Source organism: Chitinophagales bacterium, assembly GCA_019638515.1.
In the GTDB taxonomy this organism is placed as follows: Bacteria; Bacteroidota; Bacteroidia; order Chitinophagales; family LD1; genus UBA7692.
Map to the genome: position 1 here is coordinate 118,288 of JAHBTS010000006.1, position 21,442 is coordinate 139,729.

The window sequence follows — 21,442 nt, forward strand, 5'->3', positions numbered from 1 at the left end:
TTACCAACAACACAGACTATGAATACCTGTGAATACTCAGCATACGAAACTAAATATCTCGGTTTAAAATTTGCCCGATACAATACCAACTGTATTGATGCAGATTACCTAAATCATACACTCTATAGCGAACAATATGATGTAATTAGAATTAGAACCAGCGCTACCGATAACTGGGCAAATATCAAACTAAATAGTTTAAAATATCCTTTCTTCTTTCATGGAGGCATCCGCAGATATACCGTAAACTGTTTTGAAGTGCCACCACCTCAATTTACGCATGCGAACATATCTTTTGAACTCTACACTACTCAAAATAAACATATACTACAATCGCTTTTTTCAGTATGTATTCAAGAAGAACCTATTGGCTATTGTAGAACGCCATTATTACAAAATATCATAAGTAAAGAAACAGAAACCAACTGTCTTTCAGAATTTTATTGCCATCTATATAACAATAGAGAATATGCCTCGAACTACTTATGGCTCATGAAAGCAGATGAAAATTATATTGGCTTTGTAGCACTTACAGTTTATGATGATGCACTTAAAGTAGATGCATCACTAGCAGGAGTTATTCCTACCTACCAAAACAAGGGTTTGTTTCCCAACATTATCCGCCAAGTACGAAAGTTTTGTATTGAAAACAACTTGCCCAATTTTACCTGCGGAGCAAGGTTAAATAACATGTATAGCCAATGGGCTTTTGAAAAAGAATATATGAAATGTGAAGAAACCCAGTATGTATATCACTTAGTACCTCTATTATCATTTAATCAAGGGCAACACTAACCGCAAACCTTCTACACACAATTAAGCATATAAGTTCACACATGCAATCCGACACTCCAGTTTACTCCATTATTGTACCAGTTTTTAATAGTGCCGACATCTTAGCTACACTCTGTGCGCAAATACACCAAAGCCTTGCAGTAATTGGTGTTTCTTACGAAATTATTTTAGTAAATGATTGCAGCACCGATAATTCGTGGCAAGTAATACAACAAATGCAATGTTACCAAGCACAGCGCATACTTGGTATTAATAAAACTCAAAATACCGGACAGCACCATGCACTCTATATAGGTATGCTACACGCCAAAGGTACTTACTTTGTTACCATAGATGACGATTTACAATTTCCCCCCTCAGAAATAGCATTGCTTATTAAAGAACAACAAAGAACAAACGCTCAACTAGTATATGGCTATCCGCGTGCACGCCAACATTCCATGTTAAGAAATATTGCCAGTAAATTAGCGCTATATGCATTTTGCGCTTTACTAAAAACACACCCTAACGGAAGCCCTTTCCGGTTGCTTAATGCTAAATTATTCCACTCCTCAACTCTTGCAGCTCCACTCATTTTTATTGATGCTATTGTTACTCCAAATACACCTATAATTTCAACTATTCCGGTATTGCACCAGCCTAGACATAGTGGTACTTCCGGTCACAAACTTTATATACAAGGATTATGGGCGTTGCTACTCATGTATGCATACAGCAGCAGTCGTAAAAAGAAATTTGTATATCCTATAATCATTCTTTCAATAGGGGGCATTGGCTTATGGCTAAGTATTTATTGCAGCTTTCTACTTGCAGCACCTCTGCTTATATTATTTATACTACTGCTTCTTATCCATTCATATTGCATATATCAATACACTAAAATTAACAGCCAATCTACAGCCAGCCATCAAGATATAATTGAAATCCAAAAGTTATAGCCCATCCTTCCAAAAGCGAATTTCTAATGATACTCTAGTAACATCGCTTTCTAAATTATATGCACCGCCATGTACTAGGTAGGGCGAAAAAATCAGCATTTCATTTTCAGCAGGGTTAGCACGAGTAAGCATCGGCTTTTTGCCATCTATTTCTACCACACATGGAACCGTATACCTTATATTATTTAACAAAGCTCCTCCTACAGTTCGCCCAATCCGATTTTCATTAAAATAATGACTTCCAGGAATAAGAGCCAATGAACTATTACCCGTGCTACCACTAAGTGGAGCATAAATATTTACAGCATTCCTAAGCCTATCTAACCAAACATCTCTATGCGGTGGGTTATTATCGGCAAGTTTTCCCGGACGGGCTATTCGCAAATTAAAGATGGCAACCATAGGATAGCGTAATGCTTCATTTGAATAAAAATCGGCAGCATCTACATGCTTAGCTTCTACTGTAAGCGGCTGTTGAAGCACTACAGCAACTCTATTTTGCACTTTAGAAAAATCTATTGGGAAATGAGCAATATTCCAGCCTTTTTGAATTGCATGAGCTACCATGCTATGCGTAGTATCATTCACAAAATCATGATACCTTTCCAGAGAAAAGTTTTCGAGCTTAGTAATACCACATTGCAATAACACACGCTTTACTAATTCTGTAATTCCTGACTTTACCTGTAAAAAGTCCTCTTTATCTAAAAACGGTTGTATAGTATAGCCGTCCTCATCAAAAGGTGTTTCAGCTAAAAGATTATCATCTTGTTTTAATAGCATTTGGTCTGCACCATAAACAATAGCTCCATTTAATTTAAAACAGAGTTCATTTACACCAATCTGAAAACACACATCTGTCATAGTTTTTCCTTATCGCAACCAAAGAACTAAAAAAAATAACTATTCAGTATAAATTTCATCTACACCAACTGCAACAATAAACATACAAGCAATTAAAACATTTTTCGTGCAGTTGTGGTAGTTGTTGTTTTAGAACTTTTGAGCATCTTTAACCGCTGCTCAAAACGCAGTTGCCATATTGAAAACTACTACCAACATTACAGCCATAATACCTGCATATAACGAAGCCAACCGCATTGGTTTGGTAATAGAGCGCGTTAAAGCACATGTGCAGCACGTAATTGTAGTAAATGATGCTTCTAAAGACAATACCGCCCTTGTTGCACAGCAGCATGGCGCACAAGTAATAAACCTAACACTAAATGAAGGAGCGGGCGCTGCAACCCGCATCGGCTGCGAAACAGCCATACAAAACGGAGCAGACATTATTGTAACAATTGATGCCGATGGCCAACACCACCCGGATGAAATACCCTTACTGGTAACTAACCTCCTGCAACAAAATGCAGGAATAGTATTTGGCGGCAGACAGCGCACTCCCAATATGCCTATCGAAAATAGATGGGGCAATCGTTTACTTTCAGTAGTAAGCAGCCATTTATTCGGCACAAGCGTAGGCGATACTTTAACCGGCTTCAGGGCATTTTTCGCAACCGCATTTCCGGCTATAAAATGGGAAAGTAACCGCTATAGTTTTGTAGCAGAAATGGCAGCAAAAGTTGCCCACAATAAAGTGCCCTGCAAAGAAGTAACCATTAGCACCATTTACCACGATAACAAAAAGGGAATGCGTAAACGCGATGGCATTAAAACACTTTTCTTACTCTTTTGGTGGAAAATTACATGGTAAATAGCTGCGGTTACCTTCCGAGCTAAATCATATATTAGCATCTTTGCTTTTATCCACCATCATTTAATTGAAACAGTATTCACCATGTGCGGAATTTTTGGATTTATACAACACAAAACAACCACCGATAACAAACAATTAGCCATTTTTGATGAATTGATGAAAGCCGCCTACTGGCGTGGAAAAGAAGCATCGGGAGCTGCGGCACTTATAGAGCAAGGCTCTATGCACTATATAAAAAGCGACCTCAATGGCAGAGAACTTGTAAAAGCACCGGAATACCTGCGCTTTAAAGAATCGCTTGCTTCATCAAACATAAGAGCAATGATTGGGCATTCGCGACTTGCCACACACGGTTCGCAACTGGTACACGAAAACAACCAACCTGTAATTCCATCGCCCCCACATTTGGTAATGGTTCACAATGGCATTATTACCAACCCCAAACAGTTGTGGCAACAAATTGGAAAGCAAACACCTCCTCCCATTTTAGATACGGCTGCACTAGCAGAGTTTTTAAACGATACCCTACACAAGCAAAACCTGCCATACAGCATACAAACAATGTATGCAACACTTGAAGGCTCGGCAAGTTTAGCCGTAATTATACCTTCCATATCTGCTGTATTTATTTCTACCAATACCGGATCGCTTTACTATGCCAACTCGCCCGATGGCAGCACCACTTACTTTGCATCCGAAAAAATATTTTTAGATGAAGCACTGCAATTATTCTACACAACACAACCTACCGTTGCTACCCAATTGCAACCATTTACTTCAGCCATTTTTACCAACGGAAATTGCGAATTTATTACCCTAAAAAAAGATACTACAACACCCCAAGAATCGCAACCCGTATTGCATACGGCAACACCCACCGTGCCCATGCAAGAATTTAGTGTGTACGAAAAAAAATCTGCTGCCACTAAACTCTACACCGTAAAAAACGACATCAATATCCTGCGCCAACACAACTTCGACTATAAAACTATTTATGCACTTAAACGTTGCACCCGCTGCATTTTGCCCGCTACCACACCATTCATAGAATTCGATAGCAAAGGCGTATGCAACTACTGCCGCGAACACCAACCCATAAAAGTAAAAGGCATGAATGCCTTAGAAGCTGTACTACAAAAATATCGCAAAGGAACAGGCGAACCCGATTGCCTAATTGCATTTAGTGGCGGCAGAGACAGTTCATACGGACTTCATTTCCTAAAAAAAGAAATGGGAATGCAACCTCTTGCATACACCTACGATTGGGGTATGGTAACCGATATGGCGCGTAGAAACCAAGCACGCATGTTGGGCACTTTGGGCGTAGAGCACATATTGGTTTCTGCCGATATTACCATGAAGCGAAAACACATACGCGAGAACATAAGCGCATGGATGAAACGCCCACACTTAGGCATGGTACCTCTGTTTATGGAAGGCGATAAACAATGTGAGTTTTATGCCGATCAAATTATGAAGAAATACAAGCTCAAACTCATGTTTTTCTTTAGGGGAAATGAACTTGAACGCGATGAATTTAAAACCGGACATTGCGGTGTAAAAGATGCCGATCCGGGAGGTGTAATTCACCATTTGGAGCCGTTTAAAAAAGTGAAACTCATGAGCTTTTATGCTTCGCAATACCTTATGAATCCTTCGTACTTTAACTCCTCTTTTTTTGATACTGCATTAGGGTTTTTCTCTACCTACATTCAGCCGCACCAATACTTATTTTTATGGCACTACATTAAATGGGATGAACATAAAATTATTTCAACCTTGCAGCAAAACTATCATTGGGAAACATCGCCCGAAACAAAGGCTACATGGCGCACCGATGACGGCACTTCTGCCTTCTACAACTATATTTACTATGTTGGGCAGGGCTATACCGAAAACGACTCTTTCCGCTCCCGCCAAATAAGAGAAGGACTGCTCGACAGAGAAACCGCGCTTGCACTCGTACACGAAGAAAACAAACCTCGATATGAAGCATTGCAGTGGTATTTTGATATGGTAGGCTTAGATGGGCATAAGGTTTTATCGGTAGTAGATAACATGAAGAAACTTTATTAAAACACCACTTATTCAAAAAGAAATTTCTAACTAACCATGCCACTTATTTTCACTGCTCATAATTATTTTATTTACTAAATATGCCTCCATGTCGGCAAACGCACTATTTTTTTTAAACGAGGAAGCCATCTATTCCGGCCCCGAACCTTATTTCTACGATAAGAAACAATACCCGTGGGCTCAAACATTAGAAGATAACTGGACAATAATACGCGATGAAATGATGCCAATTATCAGCGGAGAAAAAGCCATTGAACTCAGCAGCCCGTATCCTCCTTCATTATCTGAACCCAGTGCATGGAAAAATATTTACTTCTTCAACTTTATGTGGCAATACCATAAAAATTGCCGCCAATTTCCAAAAACCTATGCCCTGCTAAAATCTATACCCAACCTCACTTTTGCAGAATTTACCGTATTAGAACCCGGCTGCCAAATACTGCCGCATATTGGCGAAACCAACACCACTATACGCGGGCATTTAGGCATTTCTATTCCCGGCAAACTGCCCGAAGCCGGCATCCGCGTGGGCAACGAAGAAAGAAGTTGGGAAGAAGGCAAAGTAGTACTGTTTAGCGACTGCCACCGCCACACCGTTTGGAATCATACAAAAAACCGAAGATTTGTTTTAGTATTCGATATTACACGCAGCGAATTTGCCGAACAAAAAACATGGGTAAATGCACAAAGTTTAGGCGCCATTACCATTAAATACTTAGATGACTTAATACCTGCGCTCAAAAAAACTCCGGAGAATTTAAAACACGCTTTGCATAAAGCCATTTCTTTTTTGTGGTGGGTTTATTTACCTTTACAGAACTTTTGGAGCAGGCTATACTCTTAACTTAAAAACGATTTTAATTAAGTAAGTTGGCAATTTCTCACCACTATTAGTACACAGTTTCCTTAAATTGAAATGGAGTTATGAGTTCGGAAGAACACCTTAAAATCTGTTTAGTAAATGCTCCCGTAATTGGAGTAATGGAGCCGTGGTACGATACACCCGATTTCGGAAGAACAGGACTCGCTATTCTTGCAGGCTACCTGCGTTCAAAAATGCAGGTTCAAATACAAATTATAGATGCCAAGCTAGAGCGATTAAATTTTGCCAAAGTACTAGAACGCATACTAGAGTTTAATCCACATATAGTTGGATTTACAGCCTTCACAAACGAAATAAAACCCTCTGCATACACAGCTGCCCTCATAAAAAAAAATTTACCCGAATGCATCACCGTAATTGGAGGTGTACACATAACAGCCATACCGCGCGAAACCATGCGCGAGTTCTCATCTTTCGATATAGGTGTGGTTGGTGAAGGCGAAGAAACCCTGCACGAGCTATGCCATGCAGTACTGCACAAAGAAGACATTGCAAAAATTAGGGGACTTATTTACCGAAAGCAAGACACCTTACAGCAAACACCACCTCGTGCAAGAATAGCCGACCAAGACAGCCTTCCACTACCGGCTTGGGATTTATTGCCGCCTGCCAAAACTTATTATATACAAAGCGAAAGAGGCTGCCCACTACATTGCATTTTTTGCATGAATCCCAACGGGCGCTATGCAAGAAAACGAAGTGTAGAAAACGTAATAGAAGAACTTAACCTCATTATTAACCAATATCACCCGCAACGCATAAGCTTTGGAGATGAAATTTTTAGCGTTGATATGGATAGAACACGCCAATTGCTCGAGGCAATGATTGAACACAAAATTGGCGAAAAAGTAAAATGGGATGTTCAAACACACGTGCAATACGTAGATTACGAAATGTTTCTCCAATTTAAAAAAGCAAACGTAGAAAGAGTTGAATTGGGAATAGAAACTGGCGATTTAGATATGCTCCGTAAACTCGGAAAAGGAACCAACCTCGAAAAAATTTATGCCGCTGTTGAAGCCGGAAAAAAAGCCAAAGTACCCATCGGAACTTTCTTCTTATTTGGCCAGCCTAACGAAACCATTGAAAGCTTACAGCGCACCGTAGATTTAGCCGTAAAACTAAACCCGGTTTTACCCATGTTTGGTTTAATGACACCCTATCCCGGAACCGAAGTTGCAAAGATGGCTGCCAAAGGCGAAGGCGGCTATAGGCTGCTCACCACCAACTGGGATGAATACAACAAACAAATTGGTGGCGCAATGGAATTTGCCAACCTAAGCAGAAGACAAATTGAATGGTTTCAAGTTAGAGCCTATTTAAAAGTATATTTATTCAATTACCGATACTGGGATTTGCTACTCTTCTTATGGGAATACCGCAAAGCTGCTTTAGAAGTAATAAAGAAAATTTTACTGAAACGAAACTCCATTACCGAGCATTTAAACCTTAAACCACACGATTACGAAGAGGTAATTTACAGCAACTATAAACCACAAAAAGAATCGCTTATAGAAGCACGCGAAAACTGGAATGCGTACCAGATTGAAGAAGCAAAGCGAATTAAAATATTGGCAGCAAACAAAGAAGCAAAACATGATGTTGAAAAAATTGACAGTACTCAATCTGCCGAATCCTGAGCAAATTACACGAAGATACATGTGCAGCTATGTTTCTCCGGAGAGCCTTATGCCTCCATTGGAGCTCATTTCTTGTGCATCCGTAGCACGCCATCACCACCAACTGCAAGTAAATTTGCTCGATGCCATTGCCGAAAAAACAGATACTACACAAACCATTCGCCAACTAAAAGAATGGAATCCCAATGTTATTGTTGCACTCACAGGCTTTGAATGCTACGAACAAGATGTAAATGTTGTGAGAGAAATTAAACAGCAATTCACAAATACCACCTTTATTCTGTTTGGACACTATGCCACTACTTTTCCCGAAGAAACCCTGCGCCATTCCTCTGCAGATTATATAATTTTAGGTGAGCCGGAAATTGTGTTAAACAACCTACTTTCAACACTCATCACACAAGGCGATATTGAACAAGTAACAGGAATTGCTTATCTAAAAAACAACCATTTTCACCTTCAAGGCACAGCCTCCAGAATAAAAGACCCCAACGAACTACCAACTCCCGCATACGATTTACTCCCCCAAACAGGAGCATACTATGAACCGCTGCTTGCACAACCTTACGGCATGATTCAAACTATGCGTGGCTGCCCGCACCAATGCAACTACTGCGTAAAAAGCTATGGCTCCAAGCTATCGCAATTAACTGTAGATAGAATTATAGAAGAAATACAACAGTGGAAACAACTGCATGGCGTAAAAGCCATTCGCTTTATAGACGATACCTTTACCATCAATAAACATAGAACCATTGAATTGTGTAAGGCAATTATCAACCATCAACTCAACATAGAATGGGCATGCCTCAGCAGAGCCGATGACTTAGATGAAGAACTCTTAACTTGGATGAAAAAATCGGGCTGCAAAAGAATTTACTTTGGTGTGGAAACCGGCAGCCAACGTATGCTAGATATTTACAAGAAGAATATTAAAAAAGAAGATGCCTTAGAAGCACTACTCCTCTGCCAAAAAGTAGGTGTAGAAAGCGCTGCCTTCTTTATGGCCGGCCATCCCGATGAAACAGAAAACGATTTTCAAGAATCGCTTGCATTTGCCAAAGATGCCCAGTTAAATTACGCTTCTTTTAATCCGCTAACACCTTACCCAGGCACACCATTGTACCAACAATTAAAAGACAAAATTGATTTCAGTATCTATCCTTACAAAAATGAATGGATAGATAAAACCGTGTACGAAAAATTCGATAAAGATAAAATGCGGTTCTATAAGGGATTCTACCTGCGCCCATCGTACTTCACCAATAACATAGCGGTATTTAGAAATAATTTTAACCAGATATTTCAATTAGGATGGAGTTTACTGCGTTACCTATTTTGGGATAAACAGTTTGTAATTTCCGGGCTTAAAGGAGCCAAAGACAGGTAAGTATGCAACAACGGTTTTATTCTTCTGCTTCCTATTTTCTATTAGTTGCAGCAGCAGTTTGGATGTTGGGATGGTTGGCATTGGCAGCCACGTTTACACATCCTAATGCCGAAGATTTATCGCTTTCGCATCCAACCTTTACGGTAGGACGCTTTCAATTTGTGGTACACACTTTGGCTACGTACGATGGCAGATTTTTCTTAAACCTATTACACACTTTTACACCCTTGGCTTACGGCAGTTATGCCACATATCCTTATATGGCATTAGGCAGTTTAGCTCTTTTCATTGCTGCCGTTTACTTTATTTTCGATACGCTCTTCTATGCAAAAAAAAGTATCAAACTGCTTTTTAGTTTACTTTTTACAGGCATTTACTTTTTGGTAACTCCATCTATACTGCATCAATTGTATTGGATGAGCAGCAGCATGGTTTACTTATGGTCGTGGATATTTTTTTTATTCTGCTGTGGCTCACTTATTCGAGCCATGCAAGTATCATCTGAGCAAACAAACAATTGGTGGGAATGGCTAGCGCTACTCTTACTGCCGGCCTCGATAGGAATAAACGAAATGATGTTGCCGCTCAATGTGTGCTTACTGCTATATACCTTGGCTTATGGTTACTACAATTCAAAATTAGGCTTTGCAGTTTTCTTTGCTGCCATCGGCACTATGTTCATTGCATTTTTTGTAGTGTCGCCCGGCATTACACAGCGTATTTTTATTGAAAGCAGCCGAATAGAAAACTATTCCTTTACTCACAAATTAAGCATTAGTTTACAGCATCTGAGTTTATACACGGTGCAATTTTTTCTGCATCCTGTTATTCTATTTTCTTTAGCGCTTTTAGCTTGTTTTAAATCTGCATTTACAGTTAAAAGCAGGGTGTTTCCGTATTTGCCTTTTCGGTTTATCTTTTTTGCAATTTCTACTCTGCTACTGGCATGGAGCATGATTTCAACATACTATTTGCCTATGGGGGGAGCAGAGCATTTTCCACATAGAATATTTAATTCTGTGGCAGTATTATTCATGCTTCTATTGGCAATTGGAGCACTAGAAAACCTTCCGAATATTGCCATTTCAAATACGCTTAAAATGCTTGTATGTATATTGTGGATTGGCAGTATTTTTTTGTCTGAAAACAACAATATCAACTTAATACGTACCGAATTTTCTAGTGGCCAGTTAAGCACTTATTCCAATGCCATGAAACTTAGGCATACTCAACTTGAAGCGGTACGAAACACTCAAGCCCGTTACAAGCTTGCCATCATAGATACTATTCCTTGCTATCCTACCAGCATTAGCAGAAGCAGCGATATAAAAAGAAATCGCAACGCTCCACATTGGAATACAGCTTATGAATTGTTTTACGATATTGATGCCATTGCGCTAAAAGGAGATACAGTAAATGTTGGCCAATAAAGTAACAACCATTGCGGCTAGAATATTTTTGTTTGCAGCAATAGCAATACTGCTGCTCTATGTGCACACACAGCGTAAAAACTACAACCGTGCCTTTAAAGAAATATTCTTTGTGTACCTATACATAGAAGCCGCAGATGCCGACTCCATACCTTCCACCAGTCATCTATTAGAAACTATACAACATAATTTCCCTGCTTCACCACCGCGCACTACTATTAAAAATATCATACAACACTTTACGTTTCATGGCTCTTCGCCCAGCGGCTTCTTTATAGCTAACAAGCAATTAGGCTTTAGTAGAACATTAGCAAACAGCAGTAACCGCATTCAATTTTTCTTTGTAAAAAACAAGGCTGGTTGGCAAATAGATTCCATAGCAAATGCCGATATTGTGATTGAAAAAATAAATGAACATTCTACGCAACTTAAAGCATTTAGCAAGCAATAGCAGCAATACTATTTTATGTGCACTGCTTACTTTAAAAAGTCAATAGCCGAAGAGTAATTTTTTTTTTTAACCTTTCGGAAAATAAAATGCACCGCTCGCATTCACACAACATAAACCATGCTACATAAACAAGTAATAAATACAGCACTTATTGGAGTTGGCTACTGGGGAAAAAATATTCTCCGAAACTTAGTGCAGCATCCACAATCCGGCAATATATGGGTTTGCGACAGCAGCAATACCATGCTACACGATGCCACAGCACAATATCGCATTGCAGGCATACTTGAAAAAGCAGAACAAGTATTTGCTTTTGAAGGCATAGATGCCGTGGCAATAGCAACACCAACTTCTACACATTACAATTTAGCCAAGCAAGCACTCTTAGCCGGCAAGCATGTACTTATTGAAAAGCCGGCTACCACCTCCTCTGCCCAAATTTTGGAACTCATAAAAATTGCCGCAGAAAAGAATTTAACCCTTATGGTAGATCACATTTACCTCTACCACCCGGCCATTACAAAACTTAAAGAATTTGTTTCTAACACCGAACAAACCGGCAACTTGCTGTATGTAGATTCTACAAGAATAAATCTTGGCATATACCAAACCGATGTAAATGTACTATGGGACTTAGCATGCCACGATATTGCCATTATCAACTACTTAATAAACGAACGTCCAACTGCGGTAAGAACTATTAGCAGACTAAATCCAATACACCAATTAGAAGACCTTGCTTACATGTTTTTACACTACCAATCTGGTTTAGTAGTGCATATAAACGCCTCTTGGGCAAGTCCGGTTAAAATGCGAAAAATGATACTGGGAGCCGAAAAGCAAATGATTATTTATGACGATATTGAACCCACCAACAAACTCACCATCTACGACTATGAACAAGCTAAAGCAACCGATAAAAACAAAAGTAAACTCACAGATTATCGTTTAGGCAATGCCATCATTCCTAAGTTTGAACACAGCGAAGCACTCTTTAACGTAGTAAACGCCTTCTACCAATCTATACATACCGCCACACCGCCCATTGCCGATGGGCAAAATGCATTAGAAGTAATTAAAGTATTGGAAGCTGCACAAAAATCCATAGAATTAGGGGGCGAAATAGTTGAGATTGCATGAACTTTTCCATTGTAATATTCATGTTTAACGAAGCCGGAAATATCCGGAAAGTATATAGCGATGTTGTGGCACAACTTCAACACATGAATGCTAACTACGAAATAATACTCGTAAACGATGGCAGCACAGACGATACAGGAAAAATATGCCAACAACTACAAACCGAATTCCCATACACAAGCATCATTACACACCCCAAAAACCTAGGTATTGGAGCAGCACTCACAGCCGGCTATCATGCAGCCAAAAACGAATACGTATGTGCCATTCCTGGCGATGGACAATTCAATATTAAAGAGCTAAGCAACACTAAACCTTTCAACAACAGCACCTATTATTCCTTTTACAGATTAAAAACCAACTATTCATTTTATAGAAGTTGCTTAACATGGATAAACAGATTGTTTAACCAGCACCTGCTCGGCATATACCTGCGCGATGTAAACTGGATAAAAGTGTATAGAAAAGAACAACTCCTTGCCGTAAAAACGAAACTCACCAGCTCACTTATAGAAAGCGAAATTTGCGCCAAACTCTATAAAATGAATATCATGCCAATTGAAATTCCATCGGAGTATTTACCAAGAACATACGGCATTGCCAAAGGTGGAAGCTGGAAAACCTTGCGCAAAGCAATGATAGAAACATCTAAACTCTGGTGGGAAGTACATAAGTTTACCGTTGAAAAATGAAACTCGCTTTAGCACAACTTTTAGTAGAAGGAACCGAACCGGAACGCAATTTTGAACGTGCCGAAAAACTAATTGCACAAGCAAAAAAAGAACATTGCGATATAGTACTACTCCCCGAAACCATTGATTTTGCTTGGACTCACCCCGATGCGCTCACACATGCAAAACCTATTCCCGGAGCATACAGCAATCTATTTTGCGAATTAGCAAAGCACTATCAAATATGGCTCTGTGTTGGCCTAACCGAAAAAACCGAACATTGTAATTACAACACAGCATTGTTAATAGATACAGCAGGAAATATCATAGGAAAACATCGAAAAATAAACCTACTTACCGTAGAATTTCCGTACTACGCAGTAGGGCAAAAACTAGAAGTATTCGATACACCCTTTGGCAAAATAGGGCTAAATATTTGTGCCGATAATTACATTGACGCCATAGATATGGCACACACCCTGGCACGCATGGGCGCGCAACTTATTTTAGCGCCCTCTTCGTGGACGGTAGAGCATTCTATTACCGAAGCTGAGGATCCTTACCGCGATAAATGGATACATCCACTCAGCGTAATAGCCAAAGCACATGGTATTGTAATTGCCAGCGCCACCAGTGTAGGCTATATTGTTGGCGGTCCATATGAAGGAAAAAAAATGGTAGGTTGTTCACTCTGCATTGGTAAAAACGGCATTATTGCCCAAGGAGTTTTTAATGAATTTGCCGGAGACCTTGCCATTGCTACATTCGAAATGCCAACAACACACTTAAAAGGAACAGAAATAGGATTATCATTACAAAAACAAGGTTTTAAGTTCTATAATTAAACATGAATAATTTTGTTGTTGTAAACGGCATAAAACGAAACATAAACTACCAACGCTGCTCGCGCTGCATTAGCGACAGCACTTGCCCCGGAATTACCTTCGATAAAAATGGCGTTTGCAACTACTGCCATTTACACGATAAATGGGAAAAAATGTATCCCAACAACGAACAAGGTCAAGCAATTTGGAATAAACAACTAGAAAAAATAAAACGCGATGGTAAAGGCAAAAAATACGATTGCGTAGTAGGCATCAGTGGAGGAAGAGACAGCACTTACATTCTTCATTTAGTAGTTACTAAATATAAATTACGTCCGCTTGCCGTTCATTTCAACGATGGTTTCGATAATCCGGTTGGAGGCGAAAACATGATAAATATTACGCGCAAATTAGGGGTTGAACTGCGCACCATTACCAGCGATTGGCGCGAAGCAAAAGACCTTAAAATTTCTTTCCTTAAAGCATCTGTTCCCGAACTAAACGAAGGCACCGATGTAGGCATTGCTGCGGCATGTTATGGCGTTGCTCATAAAGAAGGCATTCGCCATGTTATATACGGGCAATCGTTCCGCACCGAAGGCATAAAACCAATGAGTTGGGCATATATGGTAGGCGATTATGTAAACGATGTACAAAACAAGTTTGGCAGCGTAAAATTACGCCCATGGAAAGCCGATGACCCCAACTATCATTTAGGTTGGAAAGAACTCTTCTATTACAGCATCATTAAAGGAATTAAAGCCCATTCGCCCCTATATTACGAACCCTACATTCGTAAAAATGCCGAAGAAATTATTAAAGAAGCATACAACTGGGTATATCCCGGAGCGCATTATTACGATGATTTATATTGGGCGCTCATCACCTATGTTCACCGCGTAAAGTTTAATATTGATTTTAGGCTAAATGCCTACAGTGCTTTAGTGCGCGATGCACAAATGGATCGCAACTGGGCAATAGAAGCCGTAAAAAAGCCTTATGTGATGGAAGACCCGCGCATTATAGATCTTTGCCTAAAGCGCCTTGCCATCTCTCGTGAACAATTTGATGAGTGGATACAATTGCCACCTAAAACATTTCGCGATTACAATACCGGACACGATACCATGTTATGGCTTCGTCCCTTCATTAAACTTGCCACCAAAATGGGCTTTATGCCGGAAATTGTGTACGATAAATATTTCCTATGTGGCGAGTAATTGACATTAAATGCTTCAATCCTAGAAGGAATTAAACTTCAATTTTGAAACTGCTTTTTTAAAATGGAAACAAACTATATTTTAGGAATAAATGGAGGCGTTCGCCCCGGCTACCAAGATATTTCTGCAGTGCTGATGCAACACGGCAAAGTAATTGCCGCCATAGAAGAAGAGCGTATAAATCGTGTAAAACATACTGCCGGACATTTACCTATTTATGCAATACAGGAAGTATTAAACATTGCAGGCATTACCATACAGCAAGTATCTATAATAGCTTTTCATGGCAGCACATGGCAGCAAAGTATAGAAAGTGTTTTGCAATCACACTTCAATAACTATTTTGGTTATTGCCCACCTATTAAACGCTATCACCACCACAACTGCCACGCAGCATCTACTTATTATCCATCGGGTTTTAGCGAAGCGCTTATTATTACGGTAGATGGCTCCGGAGATGGCATCAGCACTCAAATTGCCATTGGCAAAAACAATTCCATAGAAATAATAGAGCAATACGAACGCCCACAAAGTTTGGGAATGTTTTATGCCATGCTTACGCAATTTTGCGGCTTTACGCGCGATGCCGATGAATATAAACTAATGGGTTTAGCAGCTTACGGAAATCATCAACAATTCAACTTAGATGAAGTGCTGCGCGTACGAGATTATGGCTATTACTTTAAGGAAGATTTTATGGTTCAAATTGTGCCGGGGCAATCGGCACCCTCGCGCAACGAAATGCTGTTTAGCCACGATTTAGAACAGCTCCTCGGCACCACCCGCAGAACACAAAAAGAAATTACAACTGTATATAAAGACATTGCCGCAGCCACACAAAATCAATTAGAAAAAGCATTAACGGCATTAGTGCAAAAGTACATTCACAAAACAGGCATTCGCCAAGTATGTATGGCAGGTGGAGTTGCGTTAAACTGCCTTGCCAATCAAAAAATTGAAGCACTAGAAGAAGTGGAAGCCTTGTTTATTCAGCCAGCATCGAGCGATGCAGGCATCTCTTTGGGTGCCGCCTATTTAGCGAGTGTAGAAACAGGCATCACTACTTTCGAAACACAAACACATACTTTCTTTGGCAATGAATTTACAGAGCAAAACATTACCGAAACTTTACAACGATGCGGTTTACATTTCACACAAGAAGAAAACAACATTGCCATTGCTGCAAAGCAGTTAGCTGCCAATAAAGTAATTGGCTGGTTTCAAGGAAGAATGGAATTTGGTCCAAGAGCCCTAGGCAACAGAAGCATATTAGCCAATCCTGCGGCACCGGATATACAACAAACGGTTAATCATAAAATAAAGTTTCGCGAAGGTTTTCGCCCATTTGGAGCTAGTGTTTTAGAAGAAGATTTTCATCTTTTTTTTGAAGCCCCATGTAGCAATGCACCTTACATGACTAAGGTATTTTATGTAAAAGAAGCATACCGTACACTTCTCAAAGGAGTTACCCATGCGGATGGCACTTGCCGCGTACAAACCGTAAACCCGCAACAAAATTTACTGTACTACAATTTACTTTCTGAATTTAAAAAGCTTACTGGATTTGGTGTGCTGCTCAACACTAGTTTTAATTTAAGCCACGAACCAATAGTGCATACACCGCGCCAGGCCGTAGCAAGTTTTTATGCCAGCGGAATAGATGAGTTATTTATTGGCAAGCAAAGGTTGGTGAAATAAACTAAGGTTTCACAGCCATTTTGCCTATATTCAGCAATAAGCGTTTAAAACCAGGACCGTGCGTACCCGGTTTATTCCGAATGAAACCATCAAAAAACATCTTGGTATAAACCATAGAGAAAAGAGCGCAACTAATATGCTTGAATTTCTTTCCGGCACGCCACAACTCTACTTGCTTTGCTCCATTACGCACCATAGTTTCGTAAGCAATAATGGAGTTTTTGTAAGTAACCTGTTCATCGCTGTTGCAGTAACAAAGTTGTACCGGAGCCTCCGGTTTCCAATCGTACACATTGTTACTAACCAAATACTTTCTAAAAGGCTGCTCCGGGTCAGACTCAAATGCTCTGTAAAACTCAGGCTTCACTGCTTTAAATGCGGTGTCGGGCAATAGTTTATCTACCTCTTCCATTGGATATTCGCCTGTGAGCAATGTAGGCAAAAGCGTATCAATAGGACTAATAAAAGCCTCGCCCACTCTTTCAGGCTGACCTATACTTTCATAATAGCCTTTAAAAATATATGCCATGTAGCCCGGATAATCGTAATGCTTATTTCTACCTTCATAAATAGTGTAATAAACATCGTAAGGACCCGACATTGGCGAATTGGCAGTTACCTCATATCTATTGGAGTATTTTTCTTGAAGCAACTTATGTGTGGCAAGGCATGCATGGCCACCTTGCGAATAGCCCGATAAAAAAAGTTTATTAAATCCCGCCACCCCAAAACTTTCAATTGAATCTGTAACGGCATTCATCATATCAACCGTAGCATCGGCCTCGGTTTGGGCATGTAAATATAAATGGCACCGCTCCCCGCTTGCCATACCAACATAATCCGGCATTAGCACAAAATAGTCATCGGAAGCATACGCCATACACACAGCCTGCTCACCACGAAAAGAGAAAACGCGCTCCTTGCAAATTTCTGTTCCCTGATTGTAAACCATCATAGGCAGCACCCGCTTTTCGGCAATTGGGGCAAATACCAAACCCGATGCTTTTACAATGCTTCCATCGGCATAAGTAGTGGTATAAAGTACATCATAAATATTTATTCCCTTTTTGGCAGCAAAAAAAATAGATGGAATGCGGTTCTTTTTAAACAGTGCTTTCAACTCTTCTTCGGAAAACGATTTTACCAACCTCTTTTCGAGCAAAACACCAGCCACAGCAGGCGTTTCGGCCATTAAAGTTGAAAAAAACAACCATAAAACAAGTGTTGAAATAGTGCGCATTCTTTTAAAAAGGAACGCGAATTTAATAAGCTGCTGCGGTATAAATTGCTAAAAATAAAGGCTCTTTTGTTAAAGTTATTTACGTAAGTAGTTCATACAAACGCTGTGAATAAGTCCTAAAGCAAATAAGTTGAAACCGAATAAGTTTACATTCGCATAAAACCAACTCAAGTTGAGCAAGAATATTGTAATTATTCCCACCTATAACGAACTGGGCAACATTGAAAAAATGGTGCGCAAAGTAATGTCGTTACAACCCGAGTTTCATTTATTGGTTATAGACGATGGCTCTCCGGACGGTACTGCCGATGTAGTAAAAAAATTGCAATCGGAATTCGATACACGCTTGCATTTAATACAGCGAAGCGGAAAATTAGGTTTAGGTACTGCTTACATTGCAGGATTTAAATGGTCGCTCGAAAAAGGCTACGATTATATTTTTGAAATGGATTGCGATTTTAGCCACAACCCCGATGATTTAATTCGCCTGCTCCGCGAAGCTCAAAACGGATTCGATTTAGTAATTGGTTCGCGCTATGTAAAAGATGGCGGCTTTGTAAACTGGCCCATGAGCAGAATTTTACTTTCGCGTATAGCATCTATTTACGTGAATTTAGTTACTTGGATTGGTATTGCCGATACTACCGCAGGCTTTGTATGTTTTAAAAGAAAGGTGCTGGAAAGCATTCAACTGGATAACATTAAGTTTATTGGCTACACCTTTCAAATCGAAATGAAGTTTGCCACCAAACAATTAGGATTTTCAATAAAAGAGATACCAATTATTTTTACCGAGCGCGTAGAAGGTGTGAGCAAAATGAGCACCAATATTGTAAAAGAAGCTATTGGAGGAGTATTGCGCATTCGGTGGAATAGTTTGTTTCATTCTTATAGAACAGAATGAAACAAACTATGATATTACACACCGTGTAACTATTACAAGTATTTAAAATTAAAATCTGGCGATAATCCGAGCACACTCTCTTTCATGAGTTTAATAACATGCTCCACATCGCTTTGCGCCACCATTTCAACCGTAGTGTGCATATAGCGCAATGGCAACGATATTAAAGCCGAAGGAATACCACCTTTGGTATAAGCCCAAGCATCGGTATCTGTGCCAGATGAACGCGAAGCTGCATCTAACTGATATGGGATATTGTTTTTATCGGCAGTAGTGCGCAAATGGCGAAGCAACTTATTATGCACTGCAGGTGCTACGGTTAATACCGGCCCTTTTCCGCATTTATAGTCGCCATCCACATTCTTATCAATCATTGGTGTAGAAGTATCGTGCGATACATCTGTAATAATGGCGCAATTAGGATGAATGGTATGCGCAATCATAGCAGCACCATGCAAGCCAACTTCTTCTTGCACGCTGTTTACAATATATAAACCGAATGGCAATTCGTGTTTGCCTTCTTTTATTAAGCGAGCTACTTTTGCAATCATAAAACCACCCATGCGGTTATCTAAAGCTCTGCCTCCAAAGTAGCGATTGTTTAAAGTAAAGAAGCCATCTTGAAAGGTAATTACCGTACCCGGGTGAATGCCCTTTTCTTTTACCTCATCGGCAGAAGTGCAGCCGCAATCCACAAAAATATTTTCAACTTTTGCAGGAGTTTCGCCATTGGCACCTTTGCGCAAGTGAATGGCCGGCCAACCAAATACTCCAGGAATTTTTCCGTTATCGGTATGAATCCATACGCGCATCGAAGGTGCAATCTGGTGATCGCTACCGCCATTTCTTCTTACATATAATAAACCATCGGATGTGATATTGGCTACGTACCAAGAAATTTCATCGGCATGAGCTTCTATTACTACTTTAAAATCTGCTTTAGGGTTAATAACGCCATAAACAGTTCCATAGTTATCTACATGATATTCATCTATGGCAGGTTTTAAGTATTCTAACCATACCTTTTGTCCTTCGGCTTCAAATCCGGTGGGCGAATAGGTATTCAAGTAGTTTTCTAAAAATGCTAAATCTTCTTTCGTAAAGAAATTTTCTGAGGCAGACATTGGTATAATTTACGTTAGTGAACTAATAAAGGGCGCAAGATTACACAAAAGGCTTCACCCTAAAAAGCAAATGTTATTTAAAAAAGTAATTCTTTAAGTACCCTTACAATGCTTGCTATTCCCGTATATCGGCATTTACGGAATAATTGGTAAAAGCAGGACTTACGCGCGCTAACTTACCGTTTGGCATTTTAACCGAGTAGCAAGAATATATACTGCTGGTATCGCATCGGTAATCGGGTCTGTAATAATCTGTTGATACTATTTGCGCTCCGCTGGCAAATGCGGCATTTGCTTCGGTGTAGTCGTTGTTTCGGGCAGCTTCGGTACTATGGTCGGCACGAGTGCGCACCATAAACCCCTGCTTCACTAAATTGGCAATGGCGGCTTCATTTCCAATAGGTGCATTGCGAATAATAAATGCGGCATCGCTGGCATTGGAGCTATCGGCAAATACAAACATGGCTCTTCCTTCTAAAGTAGTTTTGCCACTGCGATAGGCATCCATACCTTCACCATTCATTACGAATATTACTTTTCCGCGTGCTTCTTTTAAAGTAGGCCAATTATTGGCAAGTGCAGCTTCGCGCAAGGTGGCATAGCTTCCTCTAAACTTATCGGGCGTAATTACTTTTTCTAAATCTGCACCAAACACAGCTTTTATTTCTGCATCTAATTCATCCATATAGGCAGGCGTGTATGGAATGCCTTTTACAAAGCCGCTAAGTGGCAATCTATCGCCCGCAGTTTCTTGTTTAGTTTCTACATAAATATAAATGGGTAAATGGCGCGGATGTGCATTGGACCAATCTTTTATAGTTTCTAATGCTTGCTTAAAAGTGTAATAGTTGGTTTCGAAATCTACATCGGGAATATGCAATATTTTATAGCCCGGTTCTTTTAATTGCGGAATACCCGACTCCACCGATTCTCCAATAAGCCCCATTCCTGCTCTGTTGTAAAATCTCCCGCCATCGTGGTCGTAATACACATCTAATTCAATACTGCGCACTCCGTAATTATTAAACTGCTCGGGCAATGGAATATGTGTATAATCCCAGTCTTCGGGGTTTAAACTTGCAGGCAGGCTCGATTTTATAGTCATCACCATTTGCAAAATGGGGTCGTAAGTACGCTTACGGTAACTGTTGTGGCTTGCCAATACTTGTACCTTGTTTATTTGAACTGTATCCCAAGCTGTATTATCAACTATATCTTTTACTTCCTTTTTACAGCCAAACGATGTTATGATAACACACAACATCAAAATTGAAAGATTTTTCATTTTGCCTTTTTATACA

19 protein-coding genes are annotated in these 21,442 nt (G+C 39.8%); 15 read left to right on the forward strand and 4 right to left on the reverse strand.

Annotated features, from left to right (window positions below; all coding sequences use genetic code 11):
• The first annotated feature begins 18 nt into the window (after positions 1-18).
• Both KF872_10900 and KF872_10905 read left to right on the forward strand, forming a co-directional pair.
• A complete protein-coding gene (locus KF872_10900) occupies positions 19-795 on the forward strand; it encodes a hypothetical protein (protein MBX2904048.1) in 777 nt (258 codons plus the stop codon).
• Positions 796-836: 41 nt separating this feature from the next.
• On the forward strand, positions 837-1,733 hold the full coding sequence (locus KF872_10905) for a glycosyltransferase (GenBank protein MBX2904049.1): 897 nt from the start codon (positions 837-839) through the stop codon (positions 1,731-1,733).
• On the opposite strand, the gene KF872_10910 is transcribed toward KF872_10905, so the two are convergent.
• Positions 1,728-2,597 (reverse strand): hypothetical protein, encoded by an 870-nt coding sequence (locus KF872_10910; protein MBX2904050.1) that lies wholly within the window; start codon positions 2,595-2,597, stop codon positions 1,728-1,730. The genes KF872_10905 and KF872_10910 overlap by 6 nt on opposite strands.
• 178 nt (positions 2,598-2,775) lie before the next feature.
• On the opposite strand from KF872_10910, the gene KF872_10915 reads away from it, so the two are divergent.
• The 12 genes from KF872_10915 (at position 2,776) to KF872_10970 (ending at position 16,873) form a co-directional block, all read left to right on the forward strand.
• Positions 2,776-3,447, forward strand: a complete 672-nt coding sequence (locus tag KF872_10915; GenBank protein MBX2904051.1) for a glycosyltransferase family 2 protein — start codon at positions 2,776-2,778, stop codon at positions 3,445-3,447.
• A gap of 84 nt (positions 3,448-3,531) precedes the next feature.
• A complete protein-coding gene (locus tag KF872_10920) occupies positions 3,532-5,526 on the forward strand; it encodes a hypothetical protein (protein ID MBX2904052.1) in 1,995 nt (664 codons plus the stop codon).
• 88 nt (positions 5,527-5,614) lie between these two features.
• Positions 5,615-6,370: an aspartyl/asparaginyl beta-hydroxylase domain-containing protein gene (locus KF872_10925; protein ID MBX2904053.1), complete on the forward strand. Its 756-nt coding sequence runs from the start codon at positions 5,615-5,617 to the stop codon at positions 6,368-6,370.
• A gap of 80 nt (positions 6,371-6,450) precedes the next feature.
• On the forward strand, positions 6,451-8,049 hold the full coding sequence (locus KF872_10930; protein ID MBX2904054.1) for a B12-binding domain-containing radical SAM protein: 1,599 nt from the start codon (positions 6,451-6,453) through the stop codon (positions 8,047-8,049).
• Positions 8,006-9,439 (forward strand): B12-binding domain-containing radical SAM protein, encoded by a 1,434-nt coding sequence (locus KF872_10935; protein ID MBX2904055.1) that lies wholly within the window; start codon positions 8,006-8,008, stop codon positions 9,437-9,439. The genes KF872_10930 and KF872_10935 overlap by 44 nt, the downstream gene beginning before the upstream one ends.
• Before the next feature lie 2 nt (positions 9,440-9,441).
• Entirely contained in the window at positions 9,442-10,869 is a 1,428-nt protein-coding gene (locus tag KF872_10940) for a hypothetical protein (protein MBX2904056.1), read from the forward strand.
• Entirely contained in the window at positions 10,856-11,320 is a 465-nt protein-coding gene (locus KF872_10945) for a hypothetical protein (protein MBX2904057.1), read from the forward strand. The genes KF872_10940 and KF872_10945 overlap by 14 nt, the downstream gene beginning before the upstream one ends.
• A gap of 117 nt (positions 11,321-11,437) precedes the next feature.
• Positions 11,438-12,460, forward strand: a complete 1,023-nt coding sequence (locus KF872_10950; protein ID MBX2904058.1) for a Gfo/Idh/MocA family oxidoreductase — start codon at positions 11,438-11,440, stop codon at positions 12,458-12,460.
• Positions 12,457-13,152 carry a glycosyltransferase family 2 protein gene (locus KF872_10955; GenBank protein ID MBX2904059.1) on the forward strand — a complete coding sequence of 232 codons (696 nt, stop codon included), beginning with the start codon at positions 12,457-12,459 and terminating at the stop codon, positions 13,150-13,152. Before KF872_10950 ends, KF872_10955 begins: the two co-directional genes overlap by 4 nt.
• Positions 13,149-13,976, forward strand: coding sequence for a carbon-nitrogen hydrolase family protein (locus KF872_10960; protein ID MBX2904060.1), 828 nt, complete (start codon positions 13,149-13,151; stop codon positions 13,974-13,976). Before KF872_10955 ends, KF872_10960 begins: the two co-directional genes overlap by 4 nt.
• Before the next feature lie 2 nt (positions 13,977-13,978).
• Positions 13,979-15,175 carry an N-acetyl sugar amidotransferase gene (locus KF872_10965; GenBank protein ID MBX2904061.1) on the forward strand — a complete coding sequence of 399 codons (1,197 nt, stop codon included), beginning with the start codon at positions 13,979-13,981 and terminating at the stop codon, positions 15,173-15,175.
• Between the two features lie 63 nt (positions 15,176-15,238).
• Positions 15,239-16,873 (forward strand): hypothetical protein, encoded by a 1,635-nt coding sequence (locus KF872_10970; GenBank protein ID MBX2904062.1) that lies wholly within the window; start codon positions 15,239-15,241, stop codon positions 16,871-16,873.
• A gap of 1 nt (position 16,874) precedes the next feature.
• Here KF872_10970 and KF872_10975 read toward each other — a convergent pair whose 3' ends face one another.
• Positions 16,875-18,113 carry a hypothetical protein gene (locus KF872_10975; protein ID MBX2904063.1) on the reverse strand — a complete coding sequence of 413 codons (1,239 nt, stop codon included), beginning with the start codon at positions 18,111-18,113 and terminating at the stop codon, positions 16,875-16,877.
• 229 nt (positions 18,114-18,342) lie between these two features.
• Here KF872_10975 and KF872_10980 point away from each other — a divergent pair, with 229 nt between their 5' ends.
• Complete coding sequence (locus KF872_10980; protein ID MBX2904064.1) at positions 18,343-19,017, forward strand: polyprenol monophosphomannose synthase; 675 nt, start codon at positions 18,343-18,345, stop codon at positions 19,015-19,017.
• A 32-nt stretch (positions 19,018-19,049) separates the two neighbouring features.
• On the opposite strand, the gene KF872_10985 is transcribed toward KF872_10980, so the two are convergent.
• Both KF872_10985 and KF872_10990 read right to left on the reverse strand, forming a co-directional pair.
• Positions 19,050-20,141, reverse strand: coding sequence for a M42 family metallopeptidase (locus tag KF872_10985; protein ID MBX2904065.1), 1,092 nt, complete (start codon positions 20,139-20,141; stop codon positions 19,050-19,052).
• Positions 20,142-20,256: 115 nt separating this feature from the next.
• Complete coding sequence (locus KF872_10990; protein MBX2904066.1) at positions 20,257-21,426, reverse strand: hypothetical protein; 1,170 nt, start codon at positions 21,424-21,426, stop codon at positions 20,257-20,259.
• Positions 21,427-21,442 lie beyond the last annotated feature (16 nt).